The sequence below is a fragment of the Bacillus sp. JJ1562 genome (assembly GCF_036962705.1).
Lineage (GTDB): Bacteria > Bacillota > Bacilli > Bacillales > Bacillaceae_L > Ferdinandcohnia.
Window position 1 is genome coordinate 1 of record NZ_JBALOQ010000001.1, and the last position, 15,869, is coordinate 15,869.

Here is a 15,869-nt window from a genome sequence, read left to right on the forward strand (position 1 = left end):
TTTTCAAAGAACTTTTTAATCCGCCGCTCAGAAGCGACTTTATTAATATAACATCCTCACAAAAATAAGTCAACCACTTTTTTAAAAAGTTTTTCTTATTCATAAGGTATTCCCTGTGAGAAATATAAATATACACCCAATTAAATAGAATGTCAATAAATTATACTAAAATAATTTCACATCAGCAAACTATCCTTATCTATTACCAAATTACACAATAAAAAAAACAAATGAGCACTCATTTGTTTTTTTAACCTAATATAAATAAATCGATAATTACAAGTGCAGCTAAACCTGGAAGACCCAGTAGGCCAGATACAGCAGATGTAACTAAATTGATTGGTACATGTAAATCAAATGAAGTTCCGAATGCATTTAAGAAGAATAAAAACAAGGCACCGATTAGGATTTTTACAAATACTTGTCCGACCAAACGAATGGGCTTAAGAGGTGCCCCCATTAGAAGCACAAGTACGATCAATCCACCGAGTATGGATATAATAATCTTTGGTTCCAATCAAACTTCACTCCCTCACACAACTTGTACTACTATTCTATGTGAATGAAGGTTTTTAAGAACTTCTCGTCCTATTTTTATTTAGAAAGCTTTATGAACAAAAAAATCCTACCTATTAGGATGCTTATCTCCTCTGGTAGGATTTATTTTATAAAAATACTTTTCGCCTTTTTGCTTCTCGTAATAAAAAGAAGTATTTTGTTTCCGCTACTTTTAGTTCATTTAAAATATCATCAGAAGGTTCAACACTTTTCTCAATGAGGCTTTTCTGTCTCATCCATTCCTTCTTGGCGATTTCTAATTGGCTAAAGAGCTCTTGATTAAATTCTCTTCGAAGCTTTCCCTTCTTTTTAAAAAGCATAAAAGACCTCCTATAGTTCCCGACGTCCTTCAAGTGCCTTTGACAGTGTTACCTCATCAGCATACTCTAAATCCCCACCGACAGGTAATCCATGAGCAATTCTTGTTACTTTAATTCCTGATGGTTTTAACAAACGGGAAATGTACATAGCTGTAGCTTCCCCTTCGATGTTCGGATTAGTCGCTAAAATGATTTCTTGAACAGTATCATCTTGAAGTCTTTTGAGTAATTCAGGTATCTTGATATCCTCCGGACCTATACCATCCATTGGAGAAATGGCCCCGTGTAACACATGGTACAATCCATTGTATTCCTTCATTTTTTCCATTGCGATGACATCTTTAGGATCTTGAAGTACGCAGATGACCGTTTTATCTCGGCGTTCATCTTCACAGATGTAACATGGATCTCTATCTGTTATATGCCCGCAACTAGAACAATATGTGAGGTTTCGTTTTGCATTGACAAGTGCCTTAGCAAAATCAAGTACAACATCTTCTTTCATACTTAATACAAAAAAAGCCAGACGAACGGCCGTTTTTGGGCCGATACCTGGCAATTTCATAAAGCTATCTATCAGCTTAGATATTGGTTCAGGATAATGCATATCTATCTAAGTCCTTTCAACCGATTAGAATGGTAGGTTCATCCCTTTTGTGAATTGTCCCATTGTTTCATTCGTTAGGTCTTCGATTTTCTTTAAAGCATCATTCGTTGCAGCTAGCACAAGGTCTTGAAGCATTTCGATATCTTCTGGATCTACTACTTCTTCTTTAATAATGACATCAATAATTTCTTTTTGGCCATTTGCCTTTACAGTGACCATGCCACCACCTGCAGTTCCTTCAACTATCTTTTCAGCAAGTTCTTCCTGTGCTTTTGCCATATCCTTTTGCATTTTTTGCATTTGTTTCATCATTTTTTGCATATTTCCCATTCCGCCACCACGCATCATGTTCATTTCCTCCTTTAATATCGTTATTCCTTTATTTCAATGAGCTCTGCACCAACAATTTTCATTGCTTCTGCAATAAGAGGGTCTTCTGTTTCCTCTTGTTTTTCATCTTCATCGGTTCGTTGCCCACGGATAAACTCTTCTCTAATTTTACCCCATTCATCATCTGGTACACCAATCATTTCAAACCTATGTCCAGTTAATGTCGCAAGAATATTTTCGAGGTTTTCTTTCACTTCTGAGTTTTCTGATGCCATTTTACAATGGATTTCAAATTTAAATTTCAACACAAAAGCATTGGAAGAAGCCGCGACTGGTTCACTTTCGATTAAAAGGGCTGCGTGCGATACTTTGTTTTGACTACGAAGCTGGTCGAGCATATCGCCCCATTTTCCTTTTAATATGTCAAGATTTTGCCTTGTTGCACTCTTTAATACCTCATTAATTCTCCCAACTGGTGTCCTATAGCCATTTCTAGATGACTTTTGTGGACGTTTTTCAGCTGGCTTGGCATCCTGCGGTTGGGCTGTAACACCTTTTTCCTTAATCGATGCAAGTTCAGTTTCTAACATATTTATTCTATTCATCAAGCCTTCAATTTGTGGCAGTGATTCTAGTGATTGCTGGTGATCCATTTGGGTCAACTTCACAAACGCTACCTCTAAAAAAATTCGCGGATGGTTCGTCCACTTCATCTCTTGTTGGGCCTGATTTAAAATATCAATGGTTTCGTAGATTTCGGGGCTTTGTATACTTTTCGCAAGTTCAGTAAAGTCCTCATCGACTAAGACCCGCTCCAATACTTCTTCTAACTGAGGTGCTGTTTGATATAAAAGCATATCTCTATAGTAGAAAATGATGTCCTCGATAAAGCGCATTGGATCCTTTCCATGGTCCATCATTTCATCCAGTGTCTTTAAGGCCGTCCGAACATCACGGTCGCGAATCGCCCTGACCACATTTGTTAAAAGAGACTGCGAAACAGCACCCGTAATGGTGAGAACATCTTCAAGTTTCACTTCATCATCACTAAACGAAATTGCTTGGTCTAATAAACTTAACGCATCCCGCATTCCACCTTCAGCAGCTCTTGCAACTACATAAAGGGCTTGGTCATCCACTGTCACATCTTCTTCAGCAATGATTGTTTTCATTCGTCCCACGATCGCTTGAGTGGTAATGCGACGAAAGTCAAAACGTTGACATCTCGAAATGATCGTTAGCGGAATTTTATGTGGTTCCGTCGTTGCTAAAATAAAAATGACATGTCGTGGAGGTTCCTCCAATGTTTTTAGCAAGGCATTAAACGCTCCGATTGAAAGCATATGTACTTCATCGATGATATATACTTTATACCTTACTGCGCTTGGAGCATATTTCACCTTATCACGAATATCTCTGATTTCATCGACACCGTTATTCGATGCTGCATCGATTTCGATTACATCAGCAATTGAGCCATCTGTAATTCCTCTACATGCCGCACACTCATTACAGGGTTCAGCAACAGGAGAATTCTCACAGTTTACAGCTTTTGAAAAAATTTTCGCGGCACTTGTTTTTCCCGTTCCCCTTGGTCCTGAGAAAAGATAGGCGTGTGAAAACTTCTCTTGAAGAAGGGCATTCTGCAAGGTTTTCGTTATATGTTCTTGGCCAACCACATCATGAAATGTTTGCGGTCGAAAGACACGGTATAATGCTTGATATGCCATTGATATTGCCCCTCCTTCTTATTGTCCACTTCTTATTATACAGGAAGTGAATATTCTGTACAAAGCGATTATATCATTCACGTAAAAATAATAATAAAAAAACCCACCCTAATGAGTGAGTTGTTTTATGTAGTATAACTGCCGTGCACCTTCCGTCGAATAGTTACTCCAGGCGTTACTCAAGCAGTTAGCTCGGTCTAGGCAACCCTACGGCACATGGGAGAGTCCGCTTACTGCTGCTTCCTTCCGGACCTGACAGGGTTCACGGGTTCCCATTGCGTAGGACCCAGACGTCAACACCACTTACTTGAGGCAGACCCCACAATAACTACCCTCTATGAAGGGATTCGGCCTCGCTAGAGCGGATTGCGAGTACAGGGCACCGCTACCTCCCCGCTTAGCACGGCAAAATTGATACCAAATTGTTAGGTGTCTTTGTGACACATTCTTAGTATAAAGGCTTAACCGAAAAAAATCAATGCATTCCAACTGTAAGTTTTTTCAAGCTGTGCCAGTTGCGTTTTTCTTGTCTTCCTTTTTTTTCTTTCTTATCTCTTTAAAAAAAGAGCTTAACAGTTGTCCGCACTCTTCTTCACAGACACCTGATATTACTTCCGCCTGATGGTTAAATCTTTGTTCCTGCAAAAGGTTCATCAAGGTTCCTGCACATCCACCTTTTGGGTCACTTGCCCCGTAGACAACCCGATTAACTCGAGATAATACAATCGCACCTGAGCACATCGCGCACGGCTCAAGGGTGACGTACAGAGTTGCGTTCTCTAATCGCCAAAAACCAGTTCGCCTACATGCCTCATCAATTGCAAGTAACTCTGCATGAGCAATTGACCGTTGCTCTGTTTCACGAAGATTATGGGCTGATGCAATCACTTCATCATTTATAACTAGAACAGCACCAATAGGTACTTCATCTATAGTTGCTGCCTTTTTTGCTTCTTCAATAGCCAATTTCATATAATATTCATCAGAATTCATTAGATTATATACTCCCTTACTAGGCATTTAATTTAGCCAAGCATCATCTTCCCTATTCTCTCATAGAGTAATAAAGGTGTGTTACCTAGATTGTAGAATGAGGAGGTCAAACATGCAAATTCATGTTGTAGAACAGGGACAATCCATATCAGGAATCGCACAAGCATATGGAACAACGGCGGATGAAATTGTTCGTGCAAATCAAATTCCTGAACCTAATAACCTAGTGGTCGGTCAGGCTATGGTCATTCCGATTGTTGGTCAGTTTTATTGGGTGCAGCCTGGTGATAGCCTTTGGTCTATTGCGAATAAATTCGGGCTTAATTATCAGCAATTAGCACAAATCAATCAAATCCCACCTAATCGTCCATTACAGGTTGGGCTTAGAATCTATATCCCGCAACGCCCGAAACGAAATGCTGAAATCAATGCCTATGTGGAACCATTAGGAACTTCAGTAAGTCCAGCCCTTGAAAGAAGTACACGACAAGCCGCTCCATACTTAACCTACTTAGCCCCTTTTAACTTTCAAATCCAACGAGATGGCACTTTAAAGGAACCACTGATGAATAATTTCTCAAGCATTGCAAAAGCAAACAATGTAACACTAATGATGGTCGTTGCAAATTTAGAAAACGGTCAATTTAGTGCTGATTTAGGTAGACTTGTGCTAACTAATGAGGACATCCAAAATAAGTTATTAAATACGATTGTAGAAACTGCAAAAAAATATGGATTCCGAGATATTCATTTTGATATGGAATTTTTACGCCCGGAAGACCGCGAAGCCTATAACCGCTTTTTACGAAAAGCAAAGCAGCGCTTTTCTCAAGAAGGTTGGCTACTATCCACTGCACTCGCTCCTAAAACAAGTGCTGAACAAAAAGGGGAGTGGTATGAAGCCCATGACTACAGAGCACATGGTGAAATTGTCGACTTTGTCGTCATCATGACATATGAATGGGGATATAGTGGAGGACCACCGATGGCGGTATCACCAATCGGCCCCGTTCGGCAAGTTCTTGAATATGCCCTTACTGAAATGCCAGCATCAAAAATTATGATGGGGCAAAATCTATATGGCTATGATTGGACACTACCATTTGTGCCAGGTGGCGAGTATGCTAAGGCTGTTAGCCCGCAGCGAGCGATTGAAATCGCTAAACAAAATAATGTAGCCATTCAATATGATGCGAAAGCACAAGCACCACACTTTGACTATACAGACCCAGCAGGAAAGCAGCATAAAGTTTGGTTTGAGGATGCAAGAAGTATTCAGGCAAAGTTTAATTTGATTAAGGAATTGAATTTAAGGGGTATTAGCTACTGGAAGCTCGGACTTCCATTCCCACAAAACTGGCTTTTGATCACCGATAATTTTAATGTTGTAAAAAGATAGAATCCTTAAAGGAACTCGGTTATTCGGGTTCCTTTTTTCTCTTGCAATAACCGGTCAAAGGCAAGGAGCGCCATATCAATTGAGCCACAATTTTTCCCAATTTGTTTTTTCGACAATAAGTAACATTCTTCATCCTTCCTATGATAAAATAATGCTTATCTGTGCAATTTAACTTTATTCAACGAAAGTTCCTATTGGAAAGATGAATGTAATTATATATAGAATTTTGCGTGGGATTTATGTCATGGCTGAATAAAGTGAAAGCCTCCGGCGGATGCCACGGTTTTTCAAAGGAAACTTTTCGAACAAGCTCGAAAAAAACGGGCGCAAATACGCCAAGGCGCATTTGATTAGATAAAAAGGGGGACACGAGATGGGTAGTAGGATTCCTTTTATTACAGTAGAGGGTCCGATCGGAGTTGGCAAAACCTCTCTCGCTAAGGCTGTTTCAGAACGCTTTGAATTTGCCTTACTTAAAGAGATTGTCGATGAAAATCCGTTTTTAGGAAAATTTTATACGGATATCGATGAGTGGAGTTTTCAAACAGAGATGTTTTTCCTCTGTAACCGATATAAACAACTTGAAGACATAAATCATTTTTACCTACAAAAAAACAAACCAGTTGTTGCGGATTATCATATATTCAAAAACCTTATTTTCGCTGAACGTACATTAAAAACGCATCAGTTCCAAAAATATCTTCAGATTTATAACATTTTAACAGCGGATATGCCTGTTCCGAATGTCGTAATCTATTTACATGCTAGTCTAGATACTTTATTAGAGCGGATAAAAATGCGCGGTAGGGACATTGAAAAAAATATTGATCCAGCATATTTAAGTCAATTAACCCGTGATTATGAGCAATTTATGATACAGTTCGAAAAGTCTCACCCAGATATTCCTGTCATTCGGTTTAATGGGGACCAAATTGATTTTGTCCAGAATAAAGAAGACCTTGAAAAAATTCTAACAACAGTAGAAAACATCATTCTCGAAAAAGGAGTTAGACATAATGAATTTGCGTAATAAATATGATATCCCTAGTAATGCAGTGATTACCGTTGCCGGAACTGTCGGAGTCGGGAAATCCACAATGACAAAATCCCTTGCCGATGCACTTGGATTTAGAACCTCTTTTGAAAAAGTGGATTCAAATCCTTATTTAGATCGGTTTTATGCGGATTTCGAAAGATGGAGCTTCCACCTTCAAATTTATTTCCTTGCCGAACGTTTTAAAGAGCAAAAGAAAATATTCGAATATGGCGGTGGATTTATCCAAGACCGTTCCATCTATGAGGATACAGGCATTTTTGCGAGAATGCATTACGAAAAAGGAACGATGGCGCCTGTCGACTACGAAACTTATACCAACCTTTTTGATGCGATGGTAATGACACCGTATTTCCCTCATCCGAATTTATTAATTTATCTTGAAGGAAGTCTTGATGATATTATTAGTCGTATTCATGAACGAGGAAGACCAATGGAGCAGCAAACACCGATTTCTTATTGGGAAGAAATGCACGGCCGATATGAAACATGGATCAATAATTTTAATGCATGCCCAGTTCTCCGACTAAACATTAATGAGTACGATATTATGAAGGATGAAGGTTCAATTGAACCGATTATCGAAAAAATTTCTACTTTCATTAGACAAACTGAACTTTTAAAAAGCTAAAAAAAGCCCCTTTTGAGTAGTAATCTCAAAAGGGGTTCTTTTATGACTATATTTATTTCTACAAAAAGTAAAAAACTCGTTACCATGATAGGAACGAGTTCATCTCCAATACTTTATGCGCTAGTATTATTTGTAATAATGGCGGAGGAAGAGGGATTCGAACCCCCGCGGGCTTTAACACCCCTGTCGGTTTTCAAGACCGATCCCTTCAGCCGGACTTGGGTATTCCTCCGTATCGACAAAAATTAATATACCATACATCTAAAGTAGAAGTCAACATTCTTTTGTATTTTTTTTATAGGCCAGGATGATAGAAAATCCTGGCCCTCTTTTTTTAGTTTATTTTGGACCGATTACTTCCCTATTTCCCATATATGGACGTAATACTTCAGGAATGATTACTGTACCGTCTTCCTGTTGGTAATTTTCTAAGATCGCAGCCACTGTTCGACCAATCGCAAGTCCAGAACCATTTAATGTGTGAACATGCTCTGGCTTAGAATCTCTGTCTCGACGGAAGCGAATATTTGCACGTCTTGCTTGGAATGCTTCGAAGTTACTACAAGAAGAAATTTCACGGTAAGTTTCATAACTTGGAATCCATACTTCTATGTCATATTTCTTCGCAGCCGTAAATCCTAGGTCGGCACTACACATGCTTAAAACACGATATGGAAGGCCTAATAGCTGAAGTACTTTTTCAGCATTTGCTGTTAAGCTCTCTAATTCTGCATAAGAATCTTCTGGCTTAACAAATTTCACCAATTCCACTTTATTAAATTGATGCTGACGAATCAAGCCTCTTGTATCTCTTCCAGCAGAACCCGCTTCAGAGCGGAAACATGCACTAAATGCCGCATATTTAATTGGTAATTCTTCGCCACCTAAGATTTCATCACGGTGAAGGTTCGTTACAGGAACCTCTGCAGTTGGAATTAAGAAATAGTCTTCACTTTCAATGCGGAATGCATCCTCTTCAAACTTCGGAAGCTGACCTGTACCAGTCATGCTTGCCCGGTTTACTAGATATGGAGGGATGACTTCCTCATATCCATGATCCTCCACATGAAGATCTAACATAAAGTTAAATAATGCTCTTTCTAGTCTAGCTCCAAGGCCCTTATAAAAAACAAAACGGCTACCAGTGACCTTCCCAGCACGTTCAAAATCTAAAATCTCAAGTCGGTCAGCAACTTCCCAATGCGGTTTTGGTTCAAAACCAAACTCAGGGAGATCACCCCACGTACGAATTTCTACGTTGTCATCCTCTGATTCGCCAATTGGCACACTTTCATGAGGTATGTTTGGAATAGATAACATGAGATGCTCCAATTGCTCCTCCACATCCCTTAACTCTGTATCCAATTCCTTGATTTTGTCTCCAACCTCACGCATTTCTAAAATTAGAGCGTCAGCATCCTTTTTCTCTCTTTTTAGAACAGCGATTTGGCCAGATACTTCATTCCTACGGCTTTTTAGTTCTTCAGTCTTCAAAATTAGCTCACGGCGGCTTTTATCTAATTCCTCAAAACGCCCAAGGTCTGTTAAGTCCTCACCACGAAACTGAAGTCTCTCCTTTACCTCATCAAAATGGCTACGTAAATATTTAATATCTAACATCACTAAAACCTCCTAAAATCTATGTAGTTATAAGCAAAAACATGTAATCATTCGTGGCTGTTCTGCCGCTTATCAACAGTCACGACAAAATAAAAAACTCCCGCCCCTAATAAAAGGGACGAGAGTTAACCCGCGTTACCACCCTAGTTGAGGATACACGTATCCTCCTCTTGAAAAAGATAACGGATTTACCGAAAATACCTACTAGCGGTTCAGTATTTCACTCAAGGATGGATTCACAAGTCTTTTTCATCGGTTCACACCAGCCACCGACTCTCTTAAGAAAAAAAGCTAGTTACTATTTCCTATCATAGATTTACATTTTATTATTTATATAAAGTTTTACCACGTTTCAATTATTTATACAAGGTTTTTTGCCTTAGATTCTTTTACCATTTTCACAAAATAACCTGTAAAACGATGATCATCCGTTAATTCTGGATGGAAGGAACAACCTAAAAATTGGCCTTCACGGGCTGCTACAATTCTACCATCATGCTTTGCTAGGACTTCAACATTTTCTCCCGCTTCCACAATATGTGGTGCACGAATAAATACACCTACAAAATCGTCAGCGATTCCTGGAATCATTAGCTCTGCTTCAAAGCTCTCGCGTTGACGGCCAAATGAATTACGCTCAACGGTTACATCCATCAGACCAAGATGTGACTCCTTATAATCAACAAGCTTCTTTGCAAGAAGGATTAATCCTGCACATGTACCAAACATCGGTTTTCCTTGTTCTGCAAATGAACGAAGTGGTTCCAAAAAACCATATTTATCAATTAAACGACGCATTGTTGTACTTTCTCCACCAGGGATGATCAATCCGTCAATTTCTTCAAGCTGTTCTACTTTTTTAACGATAACCGCTTCTGCTCCAGAGGCTTCTACTGAATGAACATGCTCTCTAACAGCCCCCTGCAGTCCTAATACTCCTATTTTAACCAAACCTGAACACCTTCTTATTTACCAGCCTCGCTCTTGCATGCGTTGGTCTGGTAATAATGATGAAATCTCAATACCCTTCATAGCATTTCCTAAACCTTTTGATAGACGGGCAATTAGTTCATAATCTTGATAATGAGTAGTTGCTTCAACAATTGCACGAGCAAATTTTGCAGGATTATCAGATTTAAAAATACCAGATCCTACAAATACGCCGTCAGCACCAAGCTGCATCATTAATGCTGCGTCCGCTGGAGTTGCAACACCACCTGCTGCAAAGTTAACAACTGGTAAGCGACCTTCTTGTTTGATTTGAAGCAATAATTCGTATGGTGCTCCTAGATTTTTTGCTTCTGTCATTAACTCATCTTCACTCATTCCGGCAACTTTGCGAATCTGAGCATTTACTTTTCTCATGTGACGTACAGCTTCAACGATATTACCTGTTCCAGGCTCACCCTTTGTGCGAAGCATAGATGCCCCTTCTGCGATACGGCGAGTCGCTTCACCTAAATCACGGCATCCACATACAAATGGAACAGTGAAATCACGTTTATTTAAATGGAACTCCTCATCTGCTGGAGTTAGTACTTCACTCTCATCAATATAATCAACACCCATAGCCTCTAGTACTCTTGCTTCTACTATATGACCAATACGAGCTTTTGCCATTACAGGAATTGTAACAGCATTCATTACTTGCTCAACTATTGTTGGGTCTGCCATTCTAGCAACTCCACCTGCTGCACGAATATCAGCTGGAACACGCTCTAATGCCATTACTGCCACAGCACCCGCTTCTTCTGCTATTCTAGCTTGCTCTGCATTAACAACGTCCATAATAACGCCGCCCTTTTGCATTTCAGCCATTCCTCGTTTTACTCGATCTGTACCTGTATTAGCCATTACGCTTCCCCCTATATGATGTAAAATTAATTAATTTATTTATAGGCATTATCATATCATATTTTGATAGATAATAAATGCCGATTGAAAAAATCTTAAGATTATTCTAACGCAATTTTTCTATATTTCCTAGTAATTATACCAAAATAGTACATAATGGAAAAAATAAAAAAAGCCTCCCTCTATAAATAGAAGGAGGACGTTATCGAATAAGGTTAGAACCAGCCTTTTACGGTATTTGCCACACTTGACCAAATATCACCAAAGAATCCGCCAATTCCTCTCATCATGAGAACAAACCAGTTTGTCTTCTCTACTCCTGAATCTGTCACAAGTGCAACCTGTAATTTATCATCGCCACCCGGCGTAATATATCCTAAATCATCACCATCATAGGAAACAGCCATATGACCTACCTTTGTTCCCTCTTTAAATGGCGCTGTTAGTTCTTTGTCTTTCGAAACTACCTTTTCATCATACACATAATTTGCTTTGAACGCAGACTTATCTACACCCTTTGGAACTAAAAGTCTTACAGGTGCTTCAGTTGAAATTTCAACTTGTTTTTCTTTTCCTTTAACAACCTTTAATTCTTTATTACCCTTTAATTGATGACCTTCAGGATAAAGTTCAATCTGCTCAAAATTATTAAAACCGTAATCTAAAAGTTTACTAGTTTCTTTAAAACGTTCTGGTTCACTTGTAGCACCCATCACAACAGAAATTAATCTTTTACCGTCTCGTTCAGCTGTTCCGGTAAAACAATAACCAGCTGCAGGTGTTGTACCGGTTTTTAATCCGTCCATTCCCTCATAATGGAATTGAGCAAGGTATGGAGAAACACTTGGATCATGCTTTAACATCCAATTCCAGTTATCAAGTTTTTCACCATAAAAATCAAATTGTGGGATACTTGAAATATCTAATACATTAGGATAATCCCGAACTAATGAATAGGCCAATAATGCTACTGATTTCGCAGAAAGCATATTATCCCCATCTGGATTTGTTCCTTCAGGATAATTGTCACCAAGCATTGAATTTGATAGCCCTGTACTATTTACAAACTCATAGTCAGGAAGTCCTAATTCTTCAGCCTTTTTATTCATTAGCTTTACAAATTCGCCCTCAGTACCTGCTAGTAATTCTGCTAATGTTATCGTTGTTGCATTATCAGAATAAATCGCCATTGCCTTATAAAGCTCTTCAACCGTATAATCATGATTTAATCGTAAGCCAACACCAGAAAAATTATTATTCGCAGATATATCATATGCATACTGGCTAATTTGAGTCGTTTGATCCCAAGAGAGTCTCCCCTCATCAATAGCTTCCAAAACTAAGTATTCGGTCATCATTTTTGCCATACTTGCAATTGGAGCTACCTGGTCTGCATTTTTTTCATATAGTATTTTACCTGTATTTGCATCAATCAATATCGCATTTTTTACATTTATATCAAGAGCAGGCGCCGCCTTTGCCGAAGGTACTTGCCCCACAATAATAGATAGCAAAAAGACTGCTATAAAACTAATTATCAATCTTTTTTGTGTTTGTTTCTTCACAATTTAAACCTCCACATTCGTATTACGCACAAAAATCATTTTAACATATCAGCTACAAAAAAAATAGATAGAGTAATCATACTCTATCTACCACAATATAGAAATCCTACCATTGGATGATTTTGTCGAAATTTGCCCCGCATTAACGGGCAGTAAAACCCCCACCTAAAAGCTTTAGTGAAGACAAAGAAGTTAGGTGGGTGATAACTGCCCGTAAAAGCCCGATTGGTTCAACTAACAATCAGCGGGGGATGAGAAAAACCCCCTCTGATTGAAGTTTCACTTTATCTTATAATGTTGAATAGTTTGGTGCTTCTTTTGTAATTTGAACATCATGTGGATGACTCTCACGTAATCCTGCACCTGTCATTTTAATAAATTGAGCATTCTCTCTTAGCTCTTTTAAATCCTTTGTACCACAGTAACCCATACCAGAACGAATACCACCAATTAATTGATAAATCGTATCTGTAAGTGGGCCCTTGTATGGAAGACGTCCTTCAATACCTTCAGGAACAAATTTCTTCGCATCCTCTTGGAAATAACGATCCTTACTTCCCTTTTCCATTGCAGCAACAGAGCCCATACCGCGATATACCTTAAAGCGACGACCTTGGAAGATCTCTGTTTCACCTGGGCTTTCTGATACACCTGCAAGTAAGCTACCAAGCATTACTGCGTGTCCTCCAGCGGCTAATGCCTTCACGATATCACCAGAGTATTTAATACCGCCATCTGCAATAATCGAAACACCATGCTTTCTTGCTTCTGTTGCACAATCATAAACAGCTGTAATCTGAGGAACACCAACACCTGCAACAACACGTGTTGTACAAATTGAACCAGGTCCAATTCCGACTTTTACGACATTAGCACCAGCTTCAATTAATGCGCGAGTAGCATCTGCAGTTGCAACGTTACCTGCAATAATATTTAAGTTTGGATATTGGTCTCTAATTATTTTCACTGTTTCAAGAACACCTGCTGAGTGACCATGTGCTGTATCCACAACAATTGTATCAACTCCAGCCTCTACAAGCTTAGCAACACGAGGCATCGTATCTTTTGATACACCAACAGCTGCTCCTACTAATAGACGTCCTTGTGAATCCTTAGCTGAATTCGGGAACTCAATAACCTTTTCAATATCTTTAATAGTAATAAGCCCTTTTAATACTCCACTTTCATCAACAAGTGGGAGCTTTTCAATTTTATACTTTTGTAAAATCTTTTCCGCCTGTTCTAGAGTCGTACCAACAGGGGAAGTTACAAGGTTTTCCTTTGTCATGACATCGGAAATTTGAATGGAATAATCTTGAATGAAACGAAGGTCACGATTGGTAAGGATACCAACTAAGATTTGCTCTTGTGGATTATTTACAATTGGGACACCTGAAATACGGTATTTTCCCATTAAGTGCTCTGCATCAAATACTTGATGACTTGGAGTTAGGAAAAATGGGTCCGTGATAACGCCGCTTTCTGAACGCTTCACTTTATCAACCTGTTCAGCTTGTTGCTCAATAGACATATTCTTATGAATAATACCTAATCCACCTTGGCGTGCCATTGCAATTGCCATTTGATGCTCAGTTACAGTGTCCATCCCAGCACTAATGATAGGGATATTTAACTTAAGCGTTTCTGTTAACGCAACCCCAAGATTTACATCTTTAGGTAATACTTCTGACTTAGCTGGTAAAAGCAATACGTCATCAAATGTTAAACCTTCTTTGGCAAACTTTGTTTCCCACATGTAATAAATCCCCCTTCGATTGCAAAATATTATTAGTAGATTATCAACTGGGTAAACTACTGTCAAGGAAGGAATGATATGTTTAATAATTCAGAGTTTTTTATTACTAATTTACTCTTAAGTCTTGCACTTTCTTTGCTTATTATTGGAGGTTTCGAATTTGTTTGATTATCGTTTTATTTGGCAATCATTTAATGCACTACATGCAGCCAATACAACTCAACATATACTTCAAAAATGCTATGAACAAGCAGCTGTCCCCGATGCTGATAAAAAAAGCTATGAAAACAGCTATCCTTTTATTTATTATTTGGAGCATGGCCAAAATTATTACCAACTTTCCCAAAATGCTCCACTATCCATTAAACCCGTTCTTCTTTTTTACGGCATGGTTCAATTGTTAAAGGCTTGCCTTCTTACCGTTGATCCTCAGTATCCAGAGTCAACCTCTGTGCTGGCCCACGGAGTCTCAACAAGAAAGAGAAAAAAGCAAAGCTATGAGTTTTTCCATGATGAAGTAAAAGTCCAGAAAAACGGGCTGTTTTCACACTTTTCTGAATGTATGTTTCATGTGAAACAAATGGAAGGTGAAAAGTTCACAATGGAGCAGCTATTCAAAAGAATTCCCGAATTACAAAATTTATTCAGTTTGCATTTTCAACAACAATTGTATTTTGAAACACCCGTCACAGATAAAAACACGCTTACTATCCCTATAGAAGCATTGGATAGTTATCATATGACATCTCGAAGGTTCTTGGATTTTATTGCACAAACGTTACCCTTTCCTACATCTCATATTGATGGGGAGACAGAAGGAAAAGATCGTGATTCAATCTCTTTAAAAATAAATAAGTCAAACTTTCTTTTGCCACTGGCAAGCTCTCCACTATTGTATCATTTATACGAAAACAGATATTATCTACCAAAGGAGCGTGAACTATTAACGTTCTTCCCGGAAATCATGTCGCATTATTTATTACTGTATAATTTAAGTATGATATCGAGATATGAAACGGAGTGGTGGAGTGAGTTGCTTCATTCCTACTCTAGTAATGATTATCCGTTTATTAGACAGTTCCTAACAGTTTCAGCAGATAAAGTACCCTTTTTGCTCTATCTCTTTCTAAAAGGGAAAATTGATGGGGTTTAAGGGGGGAATTAATGGTTTTCGCCGTTTACGATATATCATTTATTGTTTTGCAGCTAGGTGAAGTACCGTTTATGAAATTTGCGGTATACCATTTATCGTTATTCGACTAGAGGATATATCGTTTATGGTACTTGCGTTACCCTTTTTCACAATTCAATCATCAAATAGGAATGAGTAAGCACTTTGCGTTACTCTTCTTTTCATTTCAATCAAAAAGCGGGTACAATTCCAGAGCTTTCGTTACTCTTTTTTCAGCTTTAATCGCGAAATGGTCACGAAACCTGAATTAATCTTTAAGG

The 15,869-nt window shown here is 38.6% G+C and carries 15 protein-coding genes, 1 tRNA gene, 1 other RNA gene and 1 other annotated feature; of the genes, 4 read left to right on the forward strand and 13 right to left on the reverse strand.

The window, feature by feature from the left end:
- Positions 1-250 precede the first annotated feature (250 nt).
- The 7 genes from V7097_RS00005 to tadA all read right to left on the reverse strand — a co-directional run bounded on the left by V7097_RS00005 (position 251) and on the right by tadA (position 4,538).
- On the reverse strand, positions 251-517 hold the full coding sequence (locus V7097_RS00005; RefSeq protein WP_335437043.1) for a pro-sigmaK processing inhibitor BofA family protein: 267 nt from the start codon (positions 515-517) through the stop codon (positions 251-253).
- Positions 518-665: 148 nt separating this feature from the next.
- Positions 666-878, reverse strand: coding sequence for a YaaL family protein (locus tag V7097_RS00010; RefSeq protein WP_335437046.1), 213 nt, complete (start codon positions 876-878; stop codon positions 666-668).
- A 10-nt stretch (positions 879-888) separates the two neighbouring features.
- Positions 889-1,485 carry a recombination mediator RecR gene (gene recR, locus V7097_RS00015; protein WP_335437049.1) on the reverse strand — a complete coding sequence of 199 codons (597 nt, stop codon included), beginning with the start codon at positions 1,483-1,485 and terminating at the stop codon, positions 889-891.
- A gap of 24 nt (positions 1,486-1,509) precedes the next feature.
- The gene (locus V7097_RS00020; RefSeq protein ID WP_335701550.1) at positions 1,510-1,830 is read right to left on the reverse strand and encodes a YbaB/EbfC family nucleoid-associated protein; all 321 of its coding nucleotides are present in this window, start codon (positions 1,828-1,830) and stop codon (positions 1,510-1,512) included.
- Between the two features lie 26 nt (positions 1,831-1,856).
- Positions 1,857-3,545: a DNA polymerase III subunit gamma/tau gene (dnaX, locus tag V7097_RS00025; protein ID WP_335437053.1), complete on the reverse strand. Its 1,689-nt coding sequence runs from the start codon at positions 3,543-3,545 to the stop codon at positions 1,857-1,859.
- Positions 3,546-3,686: 141 nt separating this feature from the next.
- Positions 3,687-3,951, reverse strand: an RNA gene (ffs, locus tag V7097_RS00030) — signal recognition particle sRNA large type.
- A gap of 95 nt (positions 3,952-4,046) precedes the next feature.
- Positions 4,047-4,538, reverse strand: coding sequence for a tRNA adenosine(34) deaminase TadA (tadA, locus tag V7097_RS00035; RefSeq protein ID WP_335437056.1), 492 nt, complete (start codon positions 4,536-4,538; stop codon positions 4,047-4,049).
- 112 nt (positions 4,539-4,650) lie between these two features.
- On the opposite strand from tadA, the gene V7097_RS00040 reads away from it, so the two are divergent.
- The 3 genes from V7097_RS00040 to V7097_RS00050 all read left to right on the forward strand — a co-directional run bounded on the left by V7097_RS00040 (position 4,651) and on the right by V7097_RS00050 (position 7,622).
- Positions 4,651-5,937 (forward strand): glycoside hydrolase family 18 protein, encoded by a 1,287-nt coding sequence (locus V7097_RS00040; RefSeq protein ID WP_335437058.1) that lies wholly within the window; start codon positions 4,651-4,653, stop codon positions 5,935-5,937.
- Between the two features lie 373 nt (positions 5,938-6,310).
- Entirely contained in the window at positions 6,311-6,967 is a 657-nt protein-coding gene (locus V7097_RS00045) for a deoxynucleoside kinase (protein ID WP_335437061.1), read from the forward strand.
- Positions 6,954-7,622 carry a deoxynucleoside kinase gene (locus V7097_RS00050; RefSeq protein WP_335437064.1) on the forward strand — a complete coding sequence of 223 codons (669 nt, stop codon included), beginning with the start codon at positions 6,954-6,956 and terminating at the stop codon, positions 7,620-7,622. The genes V7097_RS00045 and V7097_RS00050 overlap by 14 nt, the downstream gene beginning before the upstream one ends.
- A gap of 139 nt (positions 7,623-7,761) precedes the next feature.
- Here V7097_RS00050 and V7097_RS00055 read toward each other — a convergent pair.
- From V7097_RS00055 to guaB, 6 genes are all read right to left on the reverse strand, one after another.
- Positions 7,762-7,854, reverse strand: a tRNA-Ser gene (locus V7097_RS00055).
- Positions 7,855-7,961: 107 nt separating this feature from the next.
- Positions 7,962-9,242 (reverse strand): serine--tRNA ligase, encoded by a 1,281-nt coding sequence (gene serS / locus V7097_RS00060; RefSeq protein ID WP_335437067.1) that lies wholly within the window; start codon positions 9,240-9,242, stop codon positions 7,962-7,964.
- Positions 9,243-9,353: 111 nt separating this feature from the next.
- Positions 9,354-9,563 (reverse strand) — a binding site (T-box leader).
- Between the two features lie 39 nt (positions 9,564-9,602).
- A complete protein-coding gene (gene pdxT, locus V7097_RS00065) occupies positions 9,603-10,193 on the reverse strand; it encodes a pyridoxal 5'-phosphate synthase glutaminase subunit PdxT (RefSeq protein ID WP_335437070.1) in 591 nt (196 codons plus the stop codon).
- Between the two features lie 18 nt (positions 10,194-10,211).
- Complete coding sequence (gene pdxS / locus V7097_RS00070) at positions 10,212-11,096, reverse strand: pyridoxal 5'-phosphate synthase lyase subunit PdxS (protein WP_335437073.1); 885 nt, start codon at positions 11,094-11,096, stop codon at positions 10,212-10,214.
- 215 nt (positions 11,097-11,311) lie between these two features.
- Positions 11,312-12,661, reverse strand: a complete 1,350-nt coding sequence (locus V7097_RS00075; RefSeq protein ID WP_335437076.1) for a D-alanyl-D-alanine carboxypeptidase family protein — start codon at positions 12,659-12,661, stop codon at positions 11,312-11,314.
- Between the two features lie 289 nt (positions 12,662-12,950).
- On the reverse strand, positions 12,951-14,417 hold the full coding sequence (gene guaB, locus V7097_RS00080) for an IMP dehydrogenase (RefSeq protein WP_335437079.1): 1,467 nt from the start codon (positions 14,415-14,417) through the stop codon (positions 12,951-12,953).
- 160 nt (positions 14,418-14,577) lie between these two features.
- Between guaB and V7097_RS00085 the strand changes: the two genes are divergently transcribed.
- Positions 14,578-15,570, forward strand: coding sequence for a YaaC family protein (locus V7097_RS00085; RefSeq protein ID WP_335701549.1), 993 nt, complete (start codon positions 14,578-14,580; stop codon positions 15,568-15,570).
- Positions 15,571-15,869: the final 299 nt, after the last annotated feature.

What these genes read in the sequence shown, in the direction of transcription:
- V7097_RS00010 (WP_335437046.1), bottom strand. Translation starts at nt 878, where the DNA reads ATGCTTTTTAAAAAGAAGGGAAAGCTTCGAAGAGAATTTAATCAAGAG.
- recR (WP_335437049.1), bottom strand. Translation starts at nt 1,485, where the DNA reads ATGCATTATCCTGAACCAATATCTAAGCTGATAGATAGCTTTATGAAA.
- V7097_RS00020 (WP_335701550.1), bottom strand. Translation starts at nt 1,830, where the DNA reads ATGCGTGGTGGCGGAATGGGAAATATGCAAAAAATGATGAAACAAATG.
- dnaX (WP_335437053.1), bottom strand. Translation starts at nt 3,545, where the DNA reads ATGGCATATCAAGCATTATACCGTGTCTTTCGACCGCAAACATTTCAT.
- tadA (WP_335437056.1), bottom strand. Translation starts at nt 4,538, where the DNA reads ATGAATTCTGATGAATATTATATGAAATTGGCTATTGAAGAAGCAAAA.
- V7097_RS00040 (WP_335437058.1), top strand. Translation starts at nt 4,651, where the DNA reads ATGCAAATTCATGTTGTAGAACAGGGACAATCCATATCAGGAATCGCA.
- V7097_RS00045 (WP_335437061.1), top strand. Translation starts at nt 6,311, where the DNA reads ATGGGTAGTAGGATTCCTTTTATTACAGTAGAGGGTCCGATCGGAGTT.
- V7097_RS00050 (WP_335437064.1), top strand. Translation starts at nt 6,954, where the DNA reads ATGAATTTGCGTAATAAATATGATATCCCTAGTAATGCAGTGATTACC.
- serS (WP_335437067.1), bottom strand. Translation starts at nt 9,242, where the DNA reads ATGTTAGATATTAAATATTTACGTAGCCATTTTGATGAGGTAAAGGAG.
- pdxS (WP_335437073.1), bottom strand. Translation starts at nt 11,096, where the DNA reads ATGGCTAATACAGGTACAGATCGAGTAAAACGAGGAATGGCTGAAATG.
- guaB (WP_335437079.1), bottom strand. Translation starts at nt 14,417, where the DNA reads ATGTGGGAAACAAAGTTTGCCAAAGAAGGTTTAACATTTGATGACGTA.